The organism is Clostridium sp. MCC344 (assembly GCF_018785365.1).
GTDB lineage: Bacteria > Bacillota > Clostridia > Lachnospirales > Lachnospiraceae > Pilosibacter.
In genome coordinates this window covers 47,299-72,210 of the sequence record NZ_WQPQ01000006.1, presented here as the reverse complement: position 1 = coordinate 72,210, position 24,912 = coordinate 47,299, and the positions used below count along the sequence as shown (strand labels likewise).

The window sequence follows — 24,912 nt, the reverse complement described above, 5'->3', positions numbered from 1 at the left end:
TGTTTTGCAGATCTCCCATGCTATACTTCGGAAAGAATTCGACGAAGCGCGTTTACGTGGTTCGCGTAAATAAAGAGGCGGCCGGCCGCTGTCTGGACATGCCGGCTGCCTGAAGATAGAACGAGGTGGCAGCATGGGAGAATTATACAATCCGTTTCCGAAACTTCCGAAAAATATCCGCCAGATCGGTGATACGGACCAGGTGGTCCGGCTGTATGTGGAGGACTATGTAAATACATATTTGAAACGCCTGTATCCGGCAGGAAATCAGACGCTGCGAGTGGGACTTTTGCTGGGAAATACGGAAAACTATGACGGGACTCCGTATATCTTTATCGATGGCGCCATCGAGATGGAGGACGTGGAAGTATCCGGGGAGAAGGTGGAATTTTCCGAAAATGCCTGGAAAAAGGCGTATCGTGGGATCGAGGAGTCGTTTCCGAAGCGGACCGTTCAGGGATGGTTTATCTGCGGCACTCCGTCGAGCCAGCTGAGTCCCCTGAATTACTGGAAACTGCACAACCAGTACTTTAACGGGAAAAACAAGCTGATGTATTTAAATCATGGTCTGGAAGGTGAGGAAGCAGTCTATATCACTTCGGAGGACGGCTTTTACCGGCTGAAAGGACATTGCATCTATTACGAGAGAAATCAGATGATGCAGGATTACATGGTGACCAGGAAAGACGTGCGCCGGGTGGAATCCGGCTCGCATGAGAAGGTCATCAAAGATTTCCGGCAGCGGATGACGGTCAGGAAAGAACAGGCGGACGCAGGGCGGCATATGTCCGGGATCCTGGGGACGGCGTGCGGAGTCCTCACGGTGGCGGTCCTGGCAGGAGGTGTTGTGCTCGTCAATAATTATCACAAGATGCGGCAGATGGAGACGGTGCTGACTTCCGTGGTGCCTGCCGGGACGGCAAACTGGAGCGATTATCTGGACAAGCTGAATCAGGAACCGGATTTTGTCATTGAAGAGCGGCCGGGAAATGTATTTCCGACGGATGAGAGCAGGGAGACCGGGGAAAGTTACGCGGCGGAGACGATGGAAGCGACAGAGGCAGGCACGAACAGCAAATCTTCAGAAGTATCAGAGAGTACAGGAAATCCGGAGACAACCGGCGTGTTGGGGCAATCCGCTGCTTCAAGCCAGCCAGACAATCCAGATACAGCTGCTTCAACAGGAAAGCCCGGTACTGACGGGACCGAGACCGCTGCAGCGTCCGGAGCCGTGGAGGAAGCAGTTCCACCCACCAGTGCTGAAGCTCCGACCTCGCCACGTGTCGGTATGGGAAAAGAGGAAGGACAGGGCGACACATCCGGTCAGGGAAAAGAGCCGGTGGACTACGCCGCCGCGGCCGCGAACGGCTATCGGATCTATGAAATCGGTGACGGTGAGACGTTATATGGGATCTGCTGGAAAGAGTACGGAAATTTAAAGCGGTTGTCCGAAATCTGCGCGCTCAATCACTTGGACGATGTGAACCATATCGTAGCGGGGCAGAAGCTGGTCCTGCCATAGAAATCGGGTATTTCCGCCTGCTGGAATGAACTGGAATAAAAACAAAGAATTTAATGCGCATCTCCTGAAAATGGTGTATACTAATCTATATATGTCCATTTTTCAGGAGATTTTTTATGAGTGATATGCAATCTATGGACAGAGAGAACAAAAAGAGGCAGCTCAGACAAAATATCGTACAGATGCCGGACGCCGGATCGGATGAACCGATGGATGACGAACGGCTTGCCAGATATAAAAAGAAAAAGCGGATCATCGCAGTTGCAGCCGCATGTTTCCTTGCAGCATTGGGATTTACCGGATACAGATATATGAATGAGTATGAATATACCAGCTACAGTGTTCAGTGGGAGCGCTCCATGCGGTATACTGATACGTCCAACGCGGATAAAGAAACACAGGCGCCGGAAACAAGTGCGGCGGCCGATGAGGGAACTGATGGGACCGATGAGACCGCTGCGGCAGAAAGCGCTGCCGGTACGGACACCGGAAACTCCGACTCTGCGGCAACTTCCGCGGCCGAAGTCTCAAAGACAGTCAGCGACAGCAGTTTTATCCGATTTGCCGTGTTCGGCGACAATATGATCAAGTACACAAAAGACGGTGCTTCCTACATTGATGCCTCCGGCAAGACGATCTGGACACAGAGCTATGAGATGAAGACCCCGATCATCAATATCAACGGGGATTATGCCGTGATCGCGGATCAGCAGGGAAATGAGATGTACATCTGCAACAAAGAGGGATGTACCGGAACCGCGAAGACACAGCTTCCGATCACGAAAGCGGCGGTATCGGCCCGCGGCGTTGCGGCGGCCGTAGTCGAGGACAGCACGGCGAGCTACATATTCTACTTCAAGAAGGACGGCGAGTCGCTCGGGATCAACATCAAGATGCTCCTTTCCGGTGACGGTTATCCGGTGGACATCGCACTTTCCCCCGACGGAAAACAGATCGTCATGTCCATCATGTACATGAAAAACGGCGCGTTAAAGAACAAGGTCGCGTTCTACGATTTCTCTGAGATCGGAAAGAATGTCAACAACCGTTTCATCGCCGCGTTTGAGGAAGAATTTGATGATAAGATGGTGGGGCGCGTCCGATACTTAAATGACCAGACCGTCTGCGCCTTTTCCGATAAAGGACTGACCTTTATCTCTGTAAAAAATGTGATACCGGACACAAATGTGATCTATGTTCCGGTAGAAGAAGAGATCCGAAGTATCTGCTACTCGGATAAATACGCGGCTGTCATTGTTGACAGCACATCCGGAAGTCCGTACCGACTTGATGTATACAACACGGATGGAAAGAAAGTTACAAGCATTGATTTCGACTACGCCTACACGGGCGCTCTCATTGACGGGGACAGGCTTATCCTGTATAATGAGGAATCATGCAGGGTCTACAACCTGGACGGGCACGAAAAGTTTAACGGACAGTTCGATTATTCTGTATCGCTCGTCAGGGCTGGAAAAAATCGTACCAATTCTCTGATCACCGCAGGCAGCGAGGTGATGAAAGAGATTAATTTAAGGTAAATGGAACTGTGAAACTTCAACAGTTCCCAACACTTATGGATTATCAGGAGGAATGAAACAATGAACACAATCGACAATCTGGCGATCAATTCCATCAGAATTTTATCCGCAGATGCGATCCAGAAGGCAAATTCCGGACATCCGGGACTTCCGCTTGGCAGCGCACCGGCTGCTTATGAGCTCTGGGCACACCATATGAACCACAATCCGGCAAATCCGGAGTGGGCGAACCGTGACCGTTTTATCTTATCCGGCGGCCATGGCTCCATGCTGTTATATTCCCTGCTTCATCTGTTCGGCTATGGTCTGACAAAGGAAGATTTAATGAACTTCCGTCAGGTTGGTTCCCTGACTCCGGGACATCCGGAATACGGTCACACCGTAGGCGTTGAGGCGACAACAGGACCGCTCGGCGCAGGTATGGGAATGGCAGTTGGTATGGCGATGGCTGAGAAACATCTGGCAGCTGTATTCAACAAGGAAAACTATCCGGTTGTCGATCACTTCACATATGTACTCGGCGGAGACGGATGCATGATGGAGGGAATCTCCTCTGAAGCATTCTCCCTTGCAGGTACACTTGGACTTGGAAAACTCATCGTTCTCTACGACTCCAACCGTATTTCCATCGAAGGAAGCACGGACATCGCATTCCGCGAGAACGTGGAAGAGCGCATGAAAGCATTCGGCTTCCAGACGATCACAGTCGAAGACGGAACAGATATCGATGCGATCGGCGCTGCGATCGAAGTTGCAAAGGCTGATACGGAGCATCCGTCCTTCATCACGATCAAGACAGAGATCGGCTTCGGCTGCCCGGCAAAACAGGGCAAAGCCAGCGCGCACGGCGAGCCGTTAGGCGTTGACAATATCAAGGCAATGAGAGAAAACCTCGGCTGGAAGTATGAGGAGCCGTTCTTCGTACCGGAAGAGGTTTATGAGCATTATTCCCGTCTTGCAGAGGAAAAAGCAGACACAGAGGCAGAGTGGAACGCAATGTTCGCTGCATACTGTGATGAGTACCCGGAGATGGAGAAGCTTTGGGAGCAGTACCATACAGCTCCGGACGCAAAGGCACTGATCGAGAACGAGGCACTCTGGCTCACAAAAGACAAGGCAGAGGCAACACGTTCCCTGTCCGGCAAGATGATCAACATCTTAAAGGACATCATGCCGAACATGATCGGCGGTTCCGCTGACCTCGCACCGTCGAACAAGACAGCAATGAAGGATGCAGGAGATTTCTCCGCAGAGAATCCGGCAGGCAGAAACCTTCACTTCGGCGTAAGAGAGCTTGCGATGACAGCGATCGGAAACGGCATCATGCTTCACGGTGGTCTCCGCGCTTACGTTGCGACATTCTTCGTATTCAGTGATTATGTAAAACCGATGGCAAGACTTTCCGCTATGATGGGAGTTCCGCTGACCTTCGTTCTGACTCACGACAGCATCGGAGTTGGTGAGGACGGACCGACCCACGAGCCGATCGAGCAGCTTGCAATGTTCCGCGCAATGCCGAACTTCCATGTATTCCGTCCGTGTGACGCGACAGAGACATCTGCAGCATGGCTCTCCGCAGCAACATCCAAAAAGACACCGACAGCGCTTGTTCTTTCCAGACAGAATCTCAATCCGATCCCGGGAAGCAGCAAGGAAGCGTTAAAGGGCGGCTATGTCATCGACGACTGCGAAGGAACACCGGATGCGATCCTCATCGCAAGCGGTTCTGAGGTTGATCTTGCGGTCAAGGCAAAAGCAGAGCTTGCAAACGAAGGAAAGAAGATCCGTGTCGTATCCATGCCGTGTATGGATATCTTTGAGGAGCAGAGTGCGGAGTATAAAGAGTCCGTACTTCCGAAAGAGGTCAGAAAGAGAGTTGTTGTTGAGGCACTTTCCGACTTCGGCTGGGGCAAGTATGTCGGCCTCGACGGCGCTTATGTGACAATGAAGTCCTTTGGCGCAAGCGGCCCGGCAGCGAAGCTGTTCGAGAAATTCGGATTTACAGTTGAGAACGTTGTAAATACAGTAAAGACACTGTTCTAAATAACCCGAACGTGACGGTTCAGTCATGCAGCGATCCACATCGGAAGGCAGCATGGCTGAACTGACACGGTTTTAAGGGCACGCGGGATCTGAAAACGTGTTTGAAATGGATCCGGCAGATTCAGAAAAAAGGGGAACACACATGAGCTTAAAGTGTATTGGGATCGATATCGGCGGAACAAGCGTGAAGCTTGGTATCTTTGAGGAAGATGGGACTCTTGTAAAAAAATGGGAGGTCCCGACAAGAAAAGAAGAGGACGGAAAGTACATCCTGGGCGATATTGCGGCTTCGATCCGCAGAACAGTGAAGGAGAGCAGACTTGAACTCTCTGATTTTTCCGGCGCGGGAATGGGATTCCCGGGACCGGTTCTTCCGGACGGACACTGCGAAGTGTGTGTAAACCTTGGCTGGAAAGCCGGAAATCCGCAGCAGGAATTAAGCAGACTGCTGGACGGAATGCCTGTAAAGAGCGGTAACGACGCAAACGTGGCGGCTCTCGGTGAGATGTGGCAGGGCGGCGGAAAAGGATATAAGAACCTCGTCATGGTGACACTCGGAACAGGTGTCGGCGGCGGCATTATCCTGAACGAAAAGATCTGGACCGGCGAGCAGGGTGTTGGAGGCGAGATCGGTCATATCCATGTGATGGAAGGCGAGAAAGAGGCCTGCAACTGTGGCGGCCATGGCTGCCTGGAGCAGGTTGCTTCCGCGACAGGGATCGCGAGAACTGCAAGAAGAATGCTGGCGGCGGACAGCCGTCCATCCAGCCTCAGAAGCTTAAAGAATATCAGCGCGAAGAATGTGCTGGATGCAGCAAAAGCAGGGGATGAGCTTGCGCTCGATTCTCTCAACAAGTCCTGCTATTATCTTGGCTGGGTCCTTGCAACACTGTCCATGGTTCTGGATCCGCAGGCTTATATTATTGGAGGCGGCGTTTCCAAAGCCGGGACATTTCTGACTGACATGATCAAGAAATATCACGATGAATTATCTCCGATGGCGACAAAGAAAGCGGACATCGTCCTTGCAAAGCTTGGAAACGATGCCGGGATCTACGGAGCTGCGAAGCTGATCCTCGGATAAAAGAAGAGAGAGTCCGGTAAAACGGGCTCCCTTTTTACTGCCGGAAAAGGATACGAAGCGTGCCTGATGTGCATAGGCCTTGACTGTATGGGAGATAAAGAAAAATGTCCGCCATAAACGGACATATAAGATCCCTAAACATGAGGAGACCCCGGTCGCGACAACCGGGGCAATTATGAAAAATCTATGTGCAATTTGTCTAGTTAGCGAAGTCGAATGACTTTTTGTTTATGCAATAAGTATAAAAAACAAATATGAATAAATTATGAACGCACTATGAAGTTATTGTAACACATTCTCATTTGTGCGTCTGAGAAAAACGCATAAAGCTCCAGAAAAGGATATAAAGGGAAAACCTGCGAAGGAATGCGACAGAGAAACTTTCTGGGGATATGCGCATGGAATGGAGAGGAGAAGATCAATGGCAGTTGAGGGACTGAAAAAAACACTTGTCCTTGGACACAGAAATCCGGATACGGATTCCATCTGCTCAGCCATCTGCTATGCAGGTTTCAAGCATCAGCTTACCGGCGAGAACTATGAGCCGTGCCGTGCCGGAAATGTAAACCCGGAGACACAGTATGTACTGGATTATTTTAATTTAAAGGCGCCGCGCCTTGTCGAGAACGTAAAGACGCAGGTCAAGGATATCGAGATCCGCAAGACAAAAGGCGTATCCCGCGGAATTTCATTAAAGAATGCATGGGGACTCATGCAGGAGAACAACGTCGTAACACTTCCGTGTGTGACGGAGGAAGGTCTCCTGGAGGGCGTTATCACTATCGGCGATATCACCAAGTCCTACATGAACTTATATGACAGCAGCATCATTTCCAAAGCATGCACAAAATATGCGAACATCCTGGATACGCTGGAAGGCAGCATGGTAGTCGGCGACTCCGAAACATATTTTGATCAGGGAAAAGTCCTGATCGCGGCTGCAAACCCGGATCTGATGGAAAACTACATCGAGAAACATGACCTTGTCATCCTCGGAAACCGTTATGAGTCCCAGCTCTGCGCGATCGAGATGGAGGCAGGCTGTATCATCGTTTGTGAGGGTGCGGGCGTTTCCTTAACGATCCGCAAACTGGCACAGGAGCGCGGCTGCGCGGTCATCACGACACCGTATGACACATACACGACCGCCCGTCTGATCAACCAGTCCATGCCGATCAGCTATTTCATGACGAAAGAGAATATCATCGAGTTCTCCGAGGAAGATTATCTCGACGATATCCGCGAGATCATGGCGAGCAAGAGACACCGTGATTTCCCGGTCCTGGATTCTGATGGAAAGTATATCGGTATGATTTCCAGACGTAACCTCTTAGGTGCAAAGGGAAAGAGCATCATCCTTGTGGACCACAATGAGAAGAGTCAGGCGGTAGAAGGTATGGAGAGCGCCGATATCCGTGAGATCATCGACCATCATCGTCTCGGAACAGTTGAGACCATGTCCCCGGTATTCTTCAGAAACCAGCCGTTAGGCTGTACCGCGACCATCATCTATCAGATGTATCAGGAAAATCATATGGAGATCGATAAGACAACTGCAGGTCTGTTATGCAGTGCGATCATTTCCGATACATTGTTATTCCGTTCCCCGACCTGTACAGCAGTCGATAAGGCAGCCGGCCTTGCACTTGCACAGATCGCCGGACTTGATATTGAAAAGTATGCGATCGACATGTTCTCTGCGGGAAGCAACCTGAAAGGAAAGTCTGACGGCGATATCTTCTATCAGGATTTCAAGCGCTTTACGGTAGGAAATTCCGTATTCGGAATTGGACAGATCACATCCTTAAACGCAGTGGAGCTGAAGGATCTGAGATCAAGAATGTCCGTATACACGGAAAAAGAACGAGAGCAGCATGAGATCGACATGATGTTCTTCATGCTCACCAACATCCTGACCGAGTCCACAGATCTGATCTGCACCGGACAGGGTGCGGAGCAGCTGATCACCACAGCGTTCCATGTGGCAGATGAGGATGTGGAAAATGTGAGTGCGCAGACCGGAATCGTGAAGCTGCCGGGCGTTGTTTCCAGAAAGAAACAGCTTGCACCGCAGATCATGATGGCATTGCAGCAGTAAAAGTTGAATAAAGGCGGGATCTGCAAATGGGAAAACGACAGTTTAAACCAGGAAATATGCTCTATCCGGTTCCGGCGGTCCTTGTGACAGCGGCCGACCGGGAAGGAAATTCGAATATTTTTACGGTGGCATGGGCGGGAACCATCTGCACAAACCCGCCGATGCTGTCGATCAGCGTCCGGCCGGAACGCCACTCTTACCATATGATCAGAGAGACCGGGGAGTTCGTGGTCAATCTGACGACGGAGTCCATGGCGTGGGCGACCGATTACTGCGGCGTGCGCTCAGGGCGCGATACAGATAAGTGGAAAGACACGGGACTGACGCCGGAGAAGGCAAATGTTGTCAATGTGCCGGTGATCAAAGAAAGCCCGGTAAACATTGAGTGCCGTGTTGTGAAAGTCGAGGAGCTCGGAAGCCATCACATGTTTATCGCTGATGTCGTGGCGGTGGATGTGGACGAAGCGTACATGGATGAGAAAGATACGTTCCATCTCTCTATGGCAAAGCCGCTTGCCTATTCCCATGGAAGATATTACGGGATGGGCGAGGAGCTGGGAAGCTTCGGCTACAGCGTGAGAAAGGCGGAGAAAAAGAAGATTCTGATCGGAAAGACCGCAGGAAAACAGGCTGGAAGAAAAGCGCCGGAAACCGGAAAGAAGACTGCGGAAAAAGAACTGCAGCCGCGCAGGAAAGCCGGAAATAAGGCCGGAGGAAAGACACCGGAAACCGGAAAAAAGACCTCATCTGGAAAGAAAAACACAGGAAATCCGGGCGGGAAGGCCGGATCAGGTGCCGGAAAACCGCGCAGACGGTAGAGATCCTGCGATCGGATCATGATGCGTGAACCGGAAAAATGACAGGATATGTGACAGCAGAAAGGACTTTAGTGATGAAGAAGAAAAATATTCTGATGATCGGAATGCCGGCATCCGGAAAGAGCACCATCGGCGTGCTGCTTGCAAAGCGCCTTGGCTATTCCTTCGTGGATGTGGATCTTGTGATCCAGGAGAAGACCGGAAAACTTTTGAAGGAGATCATCGCGGAAGAAGGAGATGACGGTTTCCTTCGCGTTGAGGAGCAGGCGAACCTTGATCTGGATGTCGAAAAGTCTGTCATCGCGCCGGGCGGCAGTGTGATTTATGAGGCGAAAGCCATGGAGCACTATAAAGAGACCGCAACGATCGTGTATCTGAAATTAAATTACGAAGATCTGGAATCACGTCTCGGAAATCTTGTGGATCGCGGGGTTGTCTTAAAAGACGGAATGACACTCAGGGATCTCTACAATGAGCGCCTTCCGTACTATGAGAAATATGCGGATATCACGCTTGATGAGACCGGAAAAGAGTTCGGTGAGCTTGTAGACGAGCTGAGAGCCTATTTTGAAGGTCTGGAAAAATAAAAGGCGGATTTTTATGCACAGGCGGGGTCTGTATGATCCAATAGAAAAAGAGCCTGTATTGAGATTTGGCGAATAAATGGAGAAGCTCCGGTAAAAAGGCAGAAAGTGTTGATGCCTTTCTTTACCGGAGCTTTTACTTACGCGAACAACGAGCCAAAGTCCGCGCTTGCGCGAGACCTTGGCGACTGTCGCGATGTTTTGGCTCATTCGCACAGAAATCATGCAGAGCAGTCATAAAAACAGAAGAGCATGGAGACTGCGCTCAGAGTCCGAGACACTCGACACTTCTCTCCAAAATCCCTTTCATATATGCGATCGCGATCCCGTAATTTGTCATCGGGATCTCCTGGTCGGCGGCATTCCTTAAGCGGCTTCGCATTTCCCGTTCATTTAACATACAGCCGCCGCAGTGGATAATGAGCTTATAATCGGAGACATCTTCCGGAAATTCGGTGCCGGAGGTGAAATGAAATTCCGGCTGTTTTCCGGTGTATTCCCGGATCCAGTTTGGAAGTTTTTCGGTTCCGATGTCCCCGCACTGGCGATGGTGGGTGCAGCCCTCAGAGATCAGGATCTTATCACCATCCTGGATCGTATTCAGAGCCCGCGCGCCGTGGACGGCCTGGGTGAGATTTCCTTTATATCTCGCAAACAGGATCGAAAAAGAGGTCAGGCGGATCTCTTTCGGAGTCATGCGGTCCACGAGAGGAAAGACTTGGCTGTCCGTGATGACGAGAGACGGCTTTTTCTTTAAGGAATCAAGCGCTGCAGCAAGTTCCGACTCCCGACAGACGATCGGCATGGCGCCGGAGTCAAGGAGATCCCGGATCACCTGCTGCTGCGGCAGGATCAGGCGGCCTTTCGGGGCAGCTTTGTCGATCGGGACGACCAGGATAACAACGTCCAACGGATGTACGAGATCGGCGACAAGGCGTTTCCTGCTTCCATCCGGGGCAACGAGGCGTGCCATGCGCTCCTTTAAGTCGTGGATGCCAAAACCGGTTTTCGCACTGACATAGACCATATTGCTGTGACCGGATCCTGAAACTGCCGGATCTGATGCCGGAGAGTCCCCGGTCGCAATTCCGGTGGGAACGCCAGCCTGTGAAGCATTCCGGCTGGTTTTCCTGTCTGACGGGGCGGGATCCGGGAGCAGATCTGCCTTATTGTATACAACAAGATATGGAATCTCTTTTTTCTCAAACAACCGGATCATCTCAGTTTCCCAGCTGCCGGTTCCGGTCGTTGCATCCACGACCAGGATCGCGAGATCGGTCTTGTTCAGTACCTGGCGGCTTTTTCCGACACGTTTGATCCCAAGCTCCCCCTCATCATCGATTCCGGGCGTATCAATGATCACGACCGGCCCTAACGGAAGAAGTTCCATGGACTTTGAGACCGGGTCGGTGGTCGTTCCCCGGACTTCAGAGACGATGGAGAGGTCCTGACCGGTCACTGCGTTTACAAGACTTGACTTTCCGGCGTTTCTTCTGCCAAAGAATCCGATGTGGATCCTCTCGCCGGACGGCGTCTCATTCATTCCCATATATACACCTTCTGAATCTGTTGTCACAAACAAATCCATCCCTTTCTTTTTTTCTGGATTATCCTTTGTGATCCCCGCGGTCCACAACGACATGATATCCGACGCTTTCCATCCGCCGTTTCATGCAGTTCACACATTCTGCTGCCTCATCGCCGGTGCAGATCTTATTGTCATAGAGAAGATATTTTGCACGGACCTGTACCGGGGAAAGATTCGGCATGACAACGTTTCCGCCAGCAAGGATCCCGAGCTCGCGCCCGAACGGATGGATCGTGCCGAGCGCCGTCGTTGCGGGAAGCAGGACATTCGGATCCTGAAGACGGAGAAGTCCCATCATAAACAGGGTGAGTTCCATGGTCCCTGCAGTCTGGTCTCCAAACGGCGTGTCATGCTGCGGGATAAACGGCCCGATCCCAACCATTTCCGGTTTGAGATCGCGGATAAAGATCATGTCCCCGGCGAGACATTCCGATGTCTGGTATGGGGAGCCGACCATAAAACCGCAGCCGGTCTGGTAGCCGATCTCCTTTAATGTTCTCAGACAGTTCATACGGTGCTCAAAGGACATTTCCGTCGGATGAAGTTTCTGATAGTGTTCTGCGTTTGCCGTTTCATGGCGGAGCAGATACCGGTCTGCACCAGCGTCAAAGAAGCGCTTGTAGCTCTCGTATTCCATCTCACCCAGGGAAAGCGTGATCGCACAGTCCGGAAATTCCCTCCGGATCATGGAGACGAGATTTGTGATCCGATCCTCAGTCATAAAAGGATCTTCCCCGCCCTGAAGGACGAAAGTGCGAAATCCCAGCGCGTAGCCGCTCCGGCAGCAGGATAAAATATCTTCTGTGGAAAGGCGGTAGCGGCTTGCGTTCTTATTTCCGGCCCGGATCCCGCAGTAGAGGCAGTTATTCTTACAGTAATTGCTGTACTCGATGAGTCCGCGGACATAGACGTCCGTGCCGTACACGCGCTCCCGGACGGCCCGCGCCTTTGGAAAGAGGTAGGCTGCAAGCTCCGGGGAACGGCCGTCGATGAGACGGACCCATTCGTCTTTCGTGAGCGCTTCGCCTGCTTCCAGACGGTCGATCAGCGCTTTTAATTCATTGAGACAGACCGGATCAGTCACGCCGTTCCGGACCGGCTCTTTCCACCAGCATTTCGGGTTTAACTTGTTTTCCAGCAATGCGGTGTTCATAAAATCAGTATCCATGAGGTCCTCCTGTGGGAAATATGGCCAGAAGAAATGACAGAGAAAAGAAATAAGCCCGTACAAGTGTATGATACAGACCGAGTGTTAAATATGAAAGATTCCATGCAGTTCAAGAAGCTGCAGCGAGGGGATCAGACTTTCTTTTGCAGGGCATATATGTATGCCAGATAACAATTTCTTCCCTGTCAGAACATTCTTAAGGTCAGTAATAGCGAATTCGACTCTTTCCCGAAAGAATAGGAAACTTCTCGCAGGTCAGAGAACATAGAACTATCGTAACATATCAGAAAATAAAAATCAATTCCAGCCGAGCGAACAGGAAAAGATGTGGGAGTGATACTTTTTAAGGACAGAAATTTCCTGAATAAAAATCCCCGCCGCAAGAGAGAGGAAGTGCGGCGGGGCTGGTGCTGGTCCGGAGCAGGATTGGAGCCCCGGATCCAGTATTACAAAATAAAGGGAAAAATCATAACGATCAAGCAGGCGTGAACAGATATTAAATATCTTTGCCGATACTCTTCATATATTCCACGAAATCATCCCCGAATTTCAGCTTCATGCAGTCGAGTGTGAGCTTCACGCAGCGCTCATCCCCGAGTCTCGCATTGTTGAACGTCAGGTCGTAGTTGACCGGGTTAGTCCAGTAGTTGCCACCGGTGTAATACTTGTAGTAATCCGCGCGGTACTTGTCTGTCTTCGTGATCAGGTGATGCGCCTCCTCGACCGTGATATCATCCATCCGTTCCATGACGCGCCGCAGTGTATAGCTTCTCGGCGCCTCCACGTAGATGCTGACGACATTGTCATAATCCTTCAGGATATAATCGGCACATTTTCCGACGATGACGCAGGACTCGGAGGCGGCAAGTTTTTCGATGATGATCTTCTGATAGTCGAAAAGCCGGTCATCGGAAGTAAACTTTGAGAGCTCTCCGGTCGGTGCATGATGTTTCGGCAGTGCCTGAAGCTGTTTGGTGATCAGACTGCCGTTTAAAGTCTCGTCAGCTTCCCGGAAAAAGTGTTCCGGATAGCCGCTGTACTGGGACGCAAGTGTCAGGATCCGTTTATCATAGCTGTGGACGCCCAGCTCGTCAGCAAGCATAGCGGCGATGTCACGCCCGCCGGATCCAAATCCCCTGGCAACCGTGATAACAAAGTTTTTCATACAAGATCTCCCGTCCTTTCTGAAGGGTTCATTAGTGAGACACATTATTTTGTGAATTTCAGAGTGATCGTTCCATCATCATTATATACAACAGCATCCTGATCCATCGTGATCGCGTCGAAGGAAGCGCCGCGCACATAGGATTCCACTTTTGCAGTCTCCGAGGATCGCGATCTTCGGACCCGGTTTTCCGGTGTCGAGATCTGCGTAGAATCCCGGGATATTTCCGGCCTTTGTCAGGGTGTATCCGAGCTCTTCAAAGTGTTTTTCCATGTAAGCGGAAGTGTTCCACTCGCGGAATCCCGTCTCCGGGTGTGCCCAGATATAGTCTGCCGTGTCATAGATCAGTTTTTCATATTTTTCGACCATTGCGATCAGTTTTTTAGAATCGATCATCTTACATTACTCCTTTATGAAAGTATTCAGCCGTAAAGCTGTTTGGCAGTTGTTTTTCACGGATAGGAATTTTCTGAACTGAAAATTCCGCATGAGATGGCAGCAGGCAGGTTATTCGTATAAGAAACATGCCACCATATGTCCGTCTCCGGTGTCGACGAGTTTCGGGATCTCCTTTTTGCAGCGCTCCGTGCAGTGCGGGCAGCGGCCTGCGAGCGGGCAGCCGACCTGATCCCCGATCGGGCTCGGGATATCGCCGGTGAGCGGCAGGCGCTCTTTTTTCTCAAACGGGCTTTCCGGCGGGATCGCGGAGAGCAGAGCCTGCGTGTACGGGTGCTTCGGATCTGCGTAGATGCCTTCGGAGGTGTAGAACTCCATGACGCGCCCGAGGTACATGATCATGATCCGGTCACTGATATATTTGATGATGCCGAGGTCATGGGAGATGAACACATAGGTCAGGTTGAACTGCTTCTGCAGACGGCGGAAGAGGTTGATGACCTGTGCCTGGATCGAAACGTCCAGGGCGGATACCGGCTCGTCACAGACGATGATCTTCGGCTCCATCGAGAGGGCGCGCGCGATGTTCACACGCTGCCTCTGGCCGCCGGAGAACTCGTGCGGGTAGCGTTCCATGTGCTGGATGTCGAGTCCGACTTCCTGGAGATATTCTAACGCTTTCTGGCGGCGTTCCCTTGCAGTGTCACCGATGTGGTGGACCTTCATCGCCTCCTCGATCGAGTAGGAAGCCGTTTTTCTGGGATCCAGGGAGGAATACGGATCCTGGAAGATCATCTGGATATCCCTGCGGGCCGCTTCCCGGTCGTAGACAGGCATGTTCCAGAGATCCTTTCCGTTATAGGTGATCGTTCCGCCGGACGGCTTGTGGAGCTTTACAAGGCAGCGGCCCAGTGTGGACTTTCCGCATCCGGACTCACCGATGATCCCTAATGTTTCCCCTTCATAGATATCAAAAGACACATCGCTCAACGCGTGGAGAAGTTTATTCTTTTCCCCTAACTTTTTTCCGCGGATCACAAAATCCTTACTGAGATGATCGACGCTCATGATTACATTTTTCTGCATGTCTCATTCACTTCCCCTCGTGTTAATCTGTGCTCTCCGTCCTGTCTGTGGCACGCCACGAAATGTCCGGGAGCGACCTCCTTCAGCGGCGGTACCTGATTTTTACAGATCTCCGTGGCATAAGGACAGCGGTTATAAAAGTTGCAGCAGTAACCGGTAAGACGGAGATCCGGCGGTGTTCCGGGGATCGTCTTCAAATCTTCTTTCGCGGAGCTGCTGAGTTTCGGCATGGAGTCCAAAAGACCCCAGGTGTACGGGTGAAGCGGCTCTTGATAAAGAGTCTTTGTGTCCGCATATTCTACGGTATTTCCTGCATACATGACCATGACGGTGTCACACATCTCCCAGACAACGCCGAGGTTGTGGGTGATGAGCAGGATCGCGGTATTGAGCTTCTTCTGGAGGTCCTTTAAGAGCTCAAGAACCTGTGCCTGTACGGTCACATCCAGAGCGGTCGTCGGCTCGTCGGCGATGATGAGCTTCGGATGTCCGCAGACGGCCATCGCGATGATGACACGCTGGCACATGCCGCCGGAGAGCTCATGCGGATACGCGTCCATTCGTTTCTCAGCCTCCGGGATGCCGACAAGCTTTAATGCCTCAACGGCTTTGTTCCAGGCGTCCTTTTTGCTGATCTTTTCGTGTTCTCGGATCATCTCGACCATCTGGTGGCCGATCTTGAATACCGGATCTAAGGAGGTCATCGGGTTCTGGAAGATCATGCAGCACTCATCGCCTCGGAATTTTTCCATCTGGGCTTCAGAAAGACTCCGGATGTCAACTCCATCGAAGATGATGGAGCCGTCCACGATCTTTCCTGTTTTTGCCGGCATGAGCCGCATGACGGAGGCACTGGTGACGCTTTTTCCGGAACCTGATTCGCCGACGATCCCCATGGTCGTTCCTTTTTTCAGTGTAAAGCTGACGCCATCGACCGCTTTGGAAACGCCGCTCGCCTGGTAGAAATATGTTTTTAATCCATTTACTTTTAAGATTGCATCGTTTTCACTCATAGCCTGCACCTCCTACTGTTTCATTTTCGGATCCATGACATCGCGGATCCCGTCGCCCAACAGGTTGAAACCGATGACGGTCACAAGAATGAAGGCGCCTGCAGTTCCGGCTACATGGGGAGCTGTTGTCAGACAGTCACGGCCGACACGGAGAATGCTGCCCCAGGATGCGGTCGGAAGCGCGATGCCGAGTCCGAGGAAGCTTAAAGAAGCTTCGGAAATGATAGCACTTGCGATACGGAGTGTTGCGTACACGATGATTTGGGATACGCAGTTCGGTAAAATATGTAAGAATAAGAGTCTCACCGGGGAGACGCCGACAACGCGGCAGGCGTTGCAGTATTCCTCTTCCTTTACGATCAGGACCTGACCTCTCGTGACACGGGCAAATCCCGGAACACTCGCGATACCGATGGCCAGAATGACGTTCATGACGCCGTTTCCGAGAACGGTGATCAGGATCATGGCTAACAGGATAAATGGGAAAGAGAACATGCCGTCCATGACTCTCATGAGAATGGAATCGATCCATCCACCGAAATATCCGGCAGTGAGTCCGATGAGCACGCCGATGATGGCGCCGACGATCGTGGCACCGACTGCGACGATCATGGATACGCGGGAGCCGTAGATGATACGGGATAAGATGTCACGCCCGAGATCGTCCGTTCCGAAGAGATGTCCCGGCGTTCCGATCCCCTTAAACGGCAGAACAGGATTGATCGCATTCGGGTCATACGGCGCGATGAGAGGAGCAAACACGGCGAGGATGACCATGAAGGCAACGATGAAGAAGCCTACGAGAGCGGTCTTATTTCTGGCTAACTTATGCCATGCATTGTTGGCATTTCGTTCTTTTAAGAGCATTGCGATGTTGGCGTCTTTTCCAAGAGCATCGCCGGATGTGGAAGAAGCTGCGGCAGCAGCAGGTTTTTTCTTGAAGAATGTCATGGCATATCACCCCTTTTCCAGTTTTACTTTCGGATTCAGGATCGCATAAGCGATATCGACTAACATGTTGCAGAAGACGAACATGATCGCGGAGAAGAGAACGGTTCCCTGGATCAGGGAATAATCGCGGTTGTTGATCGCGGTGTTGATCATGGTTCCCATGCCCGGCCAGGAGAAGATTCCCTCTGTGATGATCGCACCGGTAAAGGTTCCGGCGATCTGAAGTCCGAGAACGGTGATCAGCGGCGGGAGTGCGTTCTTTAATCCGTGGATCAGGATGACTTTCATTTTCCGGATGCCGCGGGCTCTGAGACATCGGATGTAGTCACTGCTCATGATGTCGATCATGCTGGAACGCATGGTTCTCGCGAAAGTCGCCATCGGGATCGTCGCGAGACAGAAACCTGGCAGGATCATGTGGCTCACCACATCCCCGATGCCTTTGGAGATGTCGCCCATGCCCATGACAGGCAGGAGATTCATTTTAACGGAAAACTGGAGGACCAGCATAAGAGCCAGCCAGAAGATTGGCATGGACACGCCGACGAGCGTGATGACCATGACAATGTAATCGAAGATCGTATTCTGCTTTAAAGCAGCGATGATGCCGACGCTGGTTCCGATGATGAAAGCGAAGAAAAGTGCTGTCAGCGTCAGAGTCAGTGTATTCGGGATCCTGGAAGTGATGAGCGGAAGAACGTCCTGGCGGTAACTGTAGGAGTAACCGAAATCACCGTGGACGAGTCCGTTTAAATAGAGTGCGTACTGTTCCGGGAGCGGTTTATCGAGGTTCATCTCGGCTCTCATGGCTTCGATGTCCTCCGCATTTGCCTCAATGCCCAGGATCGCCACAGCCGGATCGCCGGGCAGCATTCTTGTCAGGCAGAAGGTCAGTGTAACGACGACCAGAAGTGTGGGGATCGTCTGCAATAATCGTTTGATGATGATCTTTCCCATAAAAATCCAATCCTTTCATGACTGTCCGGATCCATCACCGGGACTGTGAATGGGGGAACAGTCGATTTTTGCGAACATTTCTACAGAAAAAGGGAAACAAATCAGATTTGCTTCCCCTTTCTGCAGATTTTGTAATAGTTTTATTCTTCGATCCAGATATTGTTGAACGGTGTTGCGACTAACATCTGGTTATCAGCACGGAGAACCGCGTTATGTACTTTCGGGGATACTGCCCAGTTCCGGCACTCGTATGCGTAGTAGATACCGGTGTATTCGTTCATAACTTTCTCAATTGCTTCCTTGTAGTATTTGGCACGCTCAGCAGTGTCAGTGGAGCCAAAGCCTTTGTTGAGGAGGTCATCCATCTCCGGATCATTGTAGCCGCCTGCGTTGGAGGAAGCGTGGATGGTCTGGGAACTGAAGAACTTTCCAAGGAAACCGTAAGGATCCGGGTTGCTGTTCCAGCTTACGCCGTAGCTGTTTACGGTATCAGCCTGCCAGGAATCGACAACGGTTGCGGACCAGTCGGCCATCGTGGAGGACTTGATATCAAGTGTGACTCCGATCTGGCTCCAGTAGTACTGTAACATCTGCGCCATCTTCTCACGGTATGTAGTGGATCCGATGTAAAGGCTCATGGTGAAGCCATCCGGATAACCGGCCTCCGCGAGGAGTTTCTTTGCACCTTCCGGATCGTAGGAAGGTACGAGGTCATTGTAGGCAGTGTCATATGCGAAGGAGTATACCGGTAACGGCTGGTAAGCTCTCGTGCCCTCACCGTACTGATAAATGCCGGCTACCATGGAATCGATGTCGACTGCCATTGTGAGAGCTTTTCTGACATCTGCATTTGCAGTCGGACCATTCTGCATATTAAAGCGGACGTAGGTGACAGCGGAGCTTGCGGTCTGGAGTAAGAGACCTGCATCCTGGGCACGCTTGATCGCTTCGCCCTGGAGATACATCGCGATATCGACCTCACCGGTCTGTACTGCGTTGATCGCCTGATTGGAGTCGGAGATGATGCGGAATTCAATTCCATCGACGTTCGGCTCGGTCCCCCAGTAATTGTCATTCTTCTTTAAAACAACCTTTTCATCGGTTACCATCTCTTCGAGGGTGAATGGACCGGTACCAACGATATGGGAACCAAACTCATCTCCCCAGCCTTCGACTTCCTCTTTCGGAAGAATGACGTTTCCGATCTCAGCTAACTGGTTGATGAACGGTCCTGCAACGGACTTCATATGGATCACGACCTGAGTCGGACTTGTCACTTCGCAGTAATCGAAGAAGTCACGGCAGATACGGTCTGTGGTACTTTCATTTTTGCTTCGTTCGAGAGAGTACTTGACGTCCTCTGCAGTCATCTTTCTTCCGTCCTGGAACTTTCCTTTCTGGAAATAGACATCGTCTCTTAAGTTGATGGTGTAGGTGAGACCATCATCGCTGGCGGTGTAATCCGTCGCAAGACATGGAAGAAGTTCTTTGTAATCCTGATCCCAGATAAATAAAGTCTCCATGACGTTGTACATGATGTGGTTTTCATACATCGTGGAGTAGGATTTCGGATCGAGAGTCAGCGGGGAAGATGGCATGGACACTACCAGTGTTCCGCCCTTTACGGCTTCTCCGTCGGAAGAACCAACTGCGATACCGGAAGCAAGTGTCTGATCTGTGGATTTGGCATCCGGAGACACTGCGTTGGATGAGGCAGCAGCCGTCTCAGCGGTGGAACCGGCTGTTGTCTGGGAGGGCGTCTGGGAACCGCCGCATCCTGCCAGGGAAGATGCTGCCATAACGGCTGCGGCTGCAAGTGCGATCAATCGTCTTTTCTTCATAAGAATCTCTCCTCTCTCTTTTTTTACGAACGATCCGCCGGATCCTGGTACCGGTGAAATAAAACCGGCAGTCGCTTTGGAAGATCCGGGTAAAAAAGAAAGGCGCACTTCTGACAGAAGTTATCGCCTTTGATAAATGGGGGGATCGTTAATAAAATTATGTGCCTAAGAATAAAACCAGAACTTAAAAAAGTCAAGTATTTTTTACTTTTGCTTTACTTAATTCGGCGAAATGTTCAAAAAGTAATAGTTTTGTAACTTCTGTATGTACATAATTGGAAAAGTCAGAATATTTTTTGGCATATAGTGCGATATGGTTACTTTTTACGGGTAGGGATTGGAGCTCTTTGACCAGCCCGCGAAAAAGATCACACTGATCGGCGGCGGAGCGAGAGAGCGGCGATGGTGCCGGATCCTGAGCAATGTCATGGGACAAAAGATTTTTGTATACAAAGATCCGGACCTTCTTCCGGCGCTGGCGATCGCTTCGGCGGTATTCGTTGCGGAGGGCGTGATCCCGGACTATCAGGCGTTTATCAGCACGCTGGAGAGCCGCGGACACTGCGATGCCGTGGAACCGGATCCGGAGATCTCGGCGAGGTATCATGGGATCTACCAGAGATATAAGGGGATCTACCCGCTGGTGCGAGAGTTTTACTCGGAGAAATACTAATCAGAACGCAAAAAATGATCGACAAAGTCGATCTGAAACAATATCAGGCTACAAGAGGAGGAAACATCTATGTCAAAAGGCAAATTTGGCGCACATGGCGGTCAGTACATTCCTGAGACGCTTATGAATGCGGTACTGGAACTCGAAGAGGCATACAACCACTACAAAAATGCCCCGGAATTCCAGAAAGAACTCACAACACTTTTAAATGAATACGCGGGCAGACCGTCAAGACTCTACTACGCGGAGCACATGACAAAGGATCTCGGCGGAGCGAAGATCTACTTAAAGAGAGAGGATTTGAACCATACCGGCGCCCATAAGATCAACAACGTGCTTGGACAGGTGCTTCTCGCGAAGAAGATGGGAAAGACCCGTGTCATCGCCGAGACAGGCGCAGGCCAGCACGGCGTAGCGACAGCGACGGCGGCAGCGCTCTTCGGCATGGAATGCGAGATCTACATGGGAATCGAGGACACGAAGCGTCAGGCATTAAATGTATACAAGATGCGTCTTCTCGGCGCGAAGGTCCATGAGGTGACAACAGGAACAGGCACCCTGAAGGATGCCGTTTCTGAGGCAATGAGAGAGTGGACAAACCGGATCGAGGACACTCACTATGTTCTCGGCTCCTGCATGGGACCGCATCCGTTCCCGACCATCGTCCGTGATTTCCAGGCAGTTATCTCCAAGGAGATCAAGGAGCAGATGTTAGAGAAAGAGGGACGTCTTCCGGACGCAGTTCTCGCCTGTGTCGGCGGCGGATCCAACGCTATCGGCGCATTCTACAACTTCATCGAGGATAAGGACGTTCAGCTTATCGGCTGCGAGGCAGCAGGACGCGGCGTGAACACAGCAGAGACAGCGGCGACCATCGCGACAGGACGTCTCGGAATTTTCCATGGCATGAAGTCCTATTTCGGCCAGGATGAATACGGCCAGATCGCCCCGGTATATTCCATCTCCGCAGGTCTTGACTATCCAGGAATCGGACCGGAACACGCAAATCTTTACGATACAGGACGGGCCCAGTATGTGGCAGTTACCGATGATGAGGCGGTCGATGCATTCGAGTATCTCTCCAGAATCGAGGGAATCATCCCGGCGATCGAGAGCGCTCATGCCATCGCATACGCAATGAAGCTCGCGCCGACGATGGGGAAGGATAAGATCATTGTCGTCAATGTTTCCGGAAGAGGAGACAAGGACTGTGCAGCAATCGCAAGATACAGAGGGGAGGATATTCATGAGTAAGATCGCAAACGCCTTCAAAGGCGGAAATGGAAAAGCATTTATCCCGTTTATCACCTGCGGTGACCCGTCCTTAGAGGTCACAGAGCAGCTTGTATACGCAATGGAGGAGGCAGGAGCAAACCTTATCGAGCTTGGAATTCCGTTCTCCGATCCGACGGCAGAGGGACCGGTGATTCAGGCGGCCAATACCCGCGCTCTGTCCGGCGGCGTGACCACCGACAAAATTTTTGCAATGGTTGAAAAAATTCGGAAAAATACACAAATTCCGATGGTATTCATGACATACGCGAACGTTGTGTTCTCCTACGGAACAGAGCGCTTTATTAAGAAGGCGTCTGAGCTCGGCATGGACGGAATCATCTTACCGGATGTTCCGTATGAGGAGAAAGAGGAGTTCGATGTTGTGTGCAAGAAGTATAACATGGACATGATCTCCCTCATTGCCCCGACCTCCCATGAGAGAATCAGCATGATCGCGAAAGAGGCATCCGGCTTTGTATATTGCGTATCCTCACTTGGCGTCACCGGTGCGAGAAGCGAGATCACAACGGATATCGGCGCGATGGTGAAGCTCGTGAAAAAGGCGAAAGATATCCCATGTGCGGTCGGCTTCGGAATCTCCACACCGGAGCAGGCAAAGAAGATGGCAGGACTTTCCGACGGTGCTATCGTTGGTTCCGCAATCGTGAAGCTCTGCGGAACGTATGGAAAGGACGCGGTTCCGTATGTGAAGGAATATGTGAAGTCGATGTGTGACGCGGTGCATGGGATCTAAGAATCGTCCGGGAAACGCTCCGCGAGGATGTACAGTGATTTTGATAGGAATAAGCCAGTTTCGCTGACCAGAATCACACGCCAAGTCTCACGGTCGTTCGACTTAAATGCAGAAGAATGTTGTCGAAATGGTAATTGGGAACATGCACTTTTACGAGGTAAAGTGTTTGCGCTATACCGTACTTTGTGCTAAAATTAAATAACGAACTGTCAATTCTGCGGTGCAGGGACTCCCTTGCACCGCAGTTGCTTGTGCAAAGGAGAAGGATGTATGCCAGTAGGAATTATCATCAATGCCCTGTCCGTCGCCATCGGCGGTGTGGTTGGGGCTTTATTTGGGCATAAGCTGCCCACAAGGATCAATTCAGAACTCACGAAGATCTTCGGTGTCTGCTCCATGGGAATGGGCGTGAGTTCCATCGGACTCATGAAAAATATGCCCGCCGTTATTTTTGCGGTGATCATTGGAACCGCGTTTGGACTGGCGGTGAATCTCGGCGGGATCATCAACTACGGCGCGGCGTGCATGGAGAAGCCGGTCGGAAAGATCTTCCCGAATAAGAATGCGTCCATGTCCAGAGAAGAGTACATGACGATGCTCGTGACGATCATCGTGCTGTTTTGTGCCAGCGGAACGGGAATCTATGGTTCCCTGGACTCCGGAATGAGCGGTGACCACACGATCCTGATCTCCAAGTCCATCCTGGACTTCTTTACTGCGATGATCTTTGGAGGAACCCTGGGAATGGTGGTCGCAGCTGTTGCGATCCCGCAGTGCGTGATCTTTCTCGCGATCTTCGCTGCGGCGAAGTTCATCTTTCCGCTTACCACACCGGATATGATCGCGGACTTCAAGGCCTGCGGCGGTTTCCTTCTTCTGGCCACAGGTTTCCGCATCGCAAAAATCCACAACTTCCCGGTTGCTGATATGATCCCCGCCATGGTGCTTGTCATGCCGGTGAGCTGGTTCTGGGGGAATGTGGTGGTGCCGATGCTGTAAATCAAAAAGCTTTTTCAGTACATGTTTTAGAGGAATAAAACTGATGCTGAAAAAGCTTTTTTGTTTGCGTGGAAGTTCAAATAGAACTGCCTATGTATGAGAAAATGATATAAAAATGGGAGGACTCAATCGACCGGAAGAAATTCTGCTGGGAGTATGATTCTTTGAATCGGCATATCAGGATGGGAAAGGCGTTCCAGAAGCTGCTTTCCTGTCGCGCGCCCCATTTCGGCAACTGGCTGCTTGATCAGGCTCATATGCTGAAGACCATACTGTGCCTGTTCACTGTCTTTGTAACCGATCAGATCAATATCATGGTGGGGGCGGATTCCACGCTGATTTAAGATCATCATAGTCTCAATCGCCATAATATTGTTGGAAATAACCAGAGCAGTACAGCCAAGCGCCAGAAGCGCATCGAGATTCTCAACTACCAGAGAAGTCATAGACGTTCCGGTACGGATCAGGGCTTCAGAAAAGATTCCATGTTTTTCCATCGTATCGCGATAGGCATCAAGACGTTCTTTTGTTGTGGAAATGCGGGGAATCCCGGTGATGAATCCGATTTTAGAATGTCCTTTCTTTATAAGGTATTCCACTCCATCGGACATGGCCTGATAGTTTGCGGAGATCACGGAATCATAGGGAGCGCCTAAAGGGGAGCGGTCAACTAAGACAACAGGAATACTGGGAGGAACGATTCCTGAAATATCAGAGTAGTTTTCAACCGTAGAGGCCAGAACAAAACCATCGACAATACCGCTGGATAAAATTCTCAGGTTGTCGATCTCGCGCTCTTTCGTTTCCTTTGTATTAATAACGAGAAGCTTGAAGCCTTCTTTGGAGATAACGTTTTCAACTTCCTCGATCATTGTCGCAAAGAAGGGATTTGAAATATCAGGTACAATAAATGCAATTAAATTTCTCTTTCCCGTCTTAAAACTTCGTGCAGTCGCATCAGGACTGTAGTGAAGTTCTTCGATACTTTTCAGAACGAGCCGTTTCGTTTCTTCTTTTACATAACGGGTATTATTGATGACATGGCTGACGGTGGCAGTAGATACGCCGGCAAGGGCAGCGACATCACGAATACTAACTTTTGACATATGCATTTATTCCCCCTTCGCAACATTGTAAAACGTTTAACATAAGTATATCACCCAAAAATATTGATGTCAATTAAATAAAATTGAGCAGAATAGCCATTGGACAAAAACGAAGAATATGTAAAAAGTACACAAAAAAGCGAAAAAGCATTTGTAAATTAGTAATAATTGACAATACATATATGGCGGGGGTATAATGAAGCCACAGAACAAGTTAAACGTTTACGCAAACGTTTGACAGAACGAGTAA

General features: G+C 50.7%; 21 protein-coding genes. 11 read left to right on the top strand and 10 right to left on the bottom strand.

Annotated features, from left to right (window positions below):
- The first annotated feature begins 133 nt into the window (after nucleotides 1-133).
- From GPK90_RS00900 to GPK90_RS00870, 7 genes are all read left to right on the top strand, one after another.
- On the top strand, nucleotides 134-1,522 hold the full coding sequence (locus tag GPK90_RS00900) for a LysM peptidoglycan-binding domain-containing protein (RefSeq protein WP_118531435.1): 1,389 nt from the start codon (nucleotides 134-136) through the stop codon (nucleotides 1,520-1,522).
- A gap of 116 nt (nucleotides 1,523-1,638) precedes the next feature.
- Entirely contained in the window at nucleotides 1,639-3,063 is a 1,425-nt protein-coding gene (locus GPK90_RS00895) for a DUF5711 family protein (protein WP_118513648.1), read from the top strand.
- Nucleotides 3,064-3,123: 60 nt separating this feature from the next.
- A complete protein-coding gene (gene tkt / locus GPK90_RS00890; RefSeq protein ID WP_215701906.1) occupies nucleotides 3,124-5,106 on the top strand; it encodes a transketolase in 1,983 nt (660 codons plus the stop codon).
- 142 nt (nucleotides 5,107-5,248) lie between these two features.
- The gene (locus GPK90_RS00885) at nucleotides 5,249-6,190 is read left to right on the top strand and encodes an ROK family glucokinase (protein WP_118297710.1); all 942 of its coding nucleotides are present in this window, start codon (nucleotides 5,249-5,251) and stop codon (nucleotides 6,188-6,190) included.
- Nucleotides 6,191-6,611: 421 nt separating this feature from the next.
- Nucleotides 6,612-8,288 (top strand): putative manganese-dependent inorganic diphosphatase, encoded by a 1,677-nt coding sequence (locus tag GPK90_RS00880; protein WP_118531439.1) that lies wholly within the window; start codon nucleotides 6,612-6,614, stop codon nucleotides 8,286-8,288.
- A 26-nt stretch (nucleotides 8,289-8,314) separates the two neighbouring features.
- Nucleotides 8,315-9,106 (top strand): flavin reductase family protein, encoded by a 792-nt coding sequence (locus GPK90_RS00875; protein WP_215701905.1) that lies wholly within the window; start codon nucleotides 8,315-8,317, stop codon nucleotides 9,104-9,106.
- A 74-nt stretch (nucleotides 9,107-9,180) separates the two neighbouring features.
- The gene (locus tag GPK90_RS00870) at nucleotides 9,181-9,693 is read left to right on the top strand and encodes a shikimate kinase (protein ID WP_118297709.1); all 513 of its coding nucleotides are present in this window, start codon (nucleotides 9,181-9,183) and stop codon (nucleotides 9,691-9,693) included.
- Nucleotides 9,694-9,955: 262 nt separating this feature from the next.
- Here the strand turns inward: GPK90_RS00870 and hydF are convergent, their stop codons facing one another.
- The 9 genes from hydF to GPK90_RS00825 all read right to left on the bottom strand — a co-directional run bounded on the left by hydF (nucleotide 9,956) and on the right by GPK90_RS00825 (nucleotide 19,855).
- Entirely contained in the window at nucleotides 9,956-11,239 is a 1,284-nt protein-coding gene (hydF, locus tag GPK90_RS00865; RefSeq protein WP_215701904.1) for a [FeFe] hydrogenase H-cluster maturation GTPase HydF, read from the bottom strand.
- A 58-nt stretch (nucleotides 11,240-11,297) separates the two neighbouring features.
- Entirely contained in the window at nucleotides 11,298-12,446 is a 1,149-nt protein-coding gene (gene hydE, locus GPK90_RS00860; protein ID WP_252197313.1) for a [FeFe] hydrogenase H-cluster radical SAM maturase HydE, read from the bottom strand.
- A gap of 496 nt (nucleotides 12,447-12,942) precedes the next feature.
- Complete coding sequence (locus tag GPK90_RS00855; protein WP_118531443.1) at nucleotides 12,943-13,611, bottom strand: cytidylate kinase-like family protein; 669 nt, start codon at nucleotides 13,609-13,611, stop codon at nucleotides 12,943-12,945.
- Nucleotides 13,612-13,692: 81 nt separating this feature from the next.
- Nucleotides 13,693-14,007: a hypothetical protein gene (locus GPK90_RS00850; RefSeq protein ID WP_215701903.1), complete on the bottom strand. Its 315-nt coding sequence runs from the start codon at nucleotides 14,005-14,007 to the stop codon at nucleotides 13,693-13,695.
- 111 nt (nucleotides 14,008-14,118) lie between these two features.
- The gene (locus GPK90_RS00845) at nucleotides 14,119-15,093 is read right to left on the bottom strand and encodes an ABC transporter ATP-binding protein (protein WP_118297569.1); all 975 of its coding nucleotides are present in this window, start codon (nucleotides 15,091-15,093) and stop codon (nucleotides 14,119-14,121) included.
- Nucleotides 15,078-16,106 carry an ABC transporter ATP-binding protein gene (locus GPK90_RS00840; RefSeq protein ID WP_215701902.1) on the bottom strand — a complete coding sequence of 343 codons (1,029 nt, stop codon included), beginning with the start codon at nucleotides 16,104-16,106 and terminating at the stop codon, nucleotides 15,078-15,080. Before GPK90_RS00840 ends, GPK90_RS00845 begins: the two co-directional genes overlap by 16 nt.
- Before the next feature lie 12 nt (nucleotides 16,107-16,118).
- On the bottom strand, nucleotides 16,119-17,057 hold the full coding sequence (locus tag GPK90_RS00835; protein WP_252197312.1) for an ABC transporter permease: 939 nt from the start codon (nucleotides 17,055-17,057) through the stop codon (nucleotides 16,119-16,121).
- 6 nt (nucleotides 17,058-17,063) lie between these two features.
- Nucleotides 17,064-18,014 carry an ABC transporter permease gene (locus tag GPK90_RS00830; protein ID WP_118297567.1) on the bottom strand — a complete coding sequence of 317 codons (951 nt, stop codon included), beginning with the start codon at nucleotides 18,012-18,014 and terminating at the stop codon, nucleotides 17,064-17,066.
- A gap of 140 nt (nucleotides 18,015-18,154) precedes the next feature.
- Complete coding sequence (locus tag GPK90_RS00825; protein ID WP_215701901.1) at nucleotides 18,155-19,855, bottom strand: ABC transporter substrate-binding protein; 1,701 nt, start codon at nucleotides 19,853-19,855, stop codon at nucleotides 18,155-18,157.
- 337 nt (nucleotides 19,856-20,192) lie between these two features.
- Between GPK90_RS00825 and GPK90_RS00820 the strand changes: the two genes are divergently transcribed.
- The 4 genes from GPK90_RS00820 (at nucleotide 20,193) to GPK90_RS00805 (ending at nucleotide 23,556) form a co-directional block, all read left to right on the top strand.
- A complete protein-coding gene (locus GPK90_RS00820; protein WP_215701900.1) occupies nucleotides 20,193-20,528 on the top strand; it encodes an acetate and sugar kinases/Hsc70/actin family protein in 336 nt (111 codons plus the stop codon).
- A 69-nt stretch (nucleotides 20,529-20,597) separates the two neighbouring features.
- The gene (gene trpB, locus GPK90_RS00815) at nucleotides 20,598-21,782 is read left to right on the top strand and encodes a tryptophan synthase subunit beta (protein WP_215701899.1); all 1,185 of its coding nucleotides are present in this window, start codon (nucleotides 20,598-20,600) and stop codon (nucleotides 21,780-21,782) included.
- Nucleotides 21,775-22,557: a tryptophan synthase subunit alpha gene (gene trpA, locus GPK90_RS00810; RefSeq protein WP_215701898.1), complete on the top strand. Its 783-nt coding sequence runs from the start codon at nucleotides 21,775-21,777 to the stop codon at nucleotides 22,555-22,557. The genes trpB and trpA overlap by 8 nt, the downstream gene beginning before the upstream one ends.
- A gap of 270 nt (nucleotides 22,558-22,827) precedes the next feature.
- The gene (locus GPK90_RS00805; RefSeq protein WP_215701897.1) at nucleotides 22,828-23,556 is read left to right on the top strand and encodes a DUF554 domain-containing protein; all 729 of its coding nucleotides are present in this window, start codon (nucleotides 22,828-22,830) and stop codon (nucleotides 23,554-23,556) included.
- Between the two features lie 125 nt (nucleotides 23,557-23,681).
- On the opposite strand, the gene GPK90_RS00800 is transcribed toward GPK90_RS00805, so the two are convergent.
- Nucleotides 23,682-24,662 (bottom strand): LacI family DNA-binding transcriptional regulator, encoded by a 981-nt coding sequence (locus tag GPK90_RS00800; protein ID WP_181967966.1) that lies wholly within the window; start codon nucleotides 24,660-24,662, stop codon nucleotides 23,682-23,684.
- Between the last annotated feature and the right edge of the window lie 250 nt (nucleotides 24,663-24,912).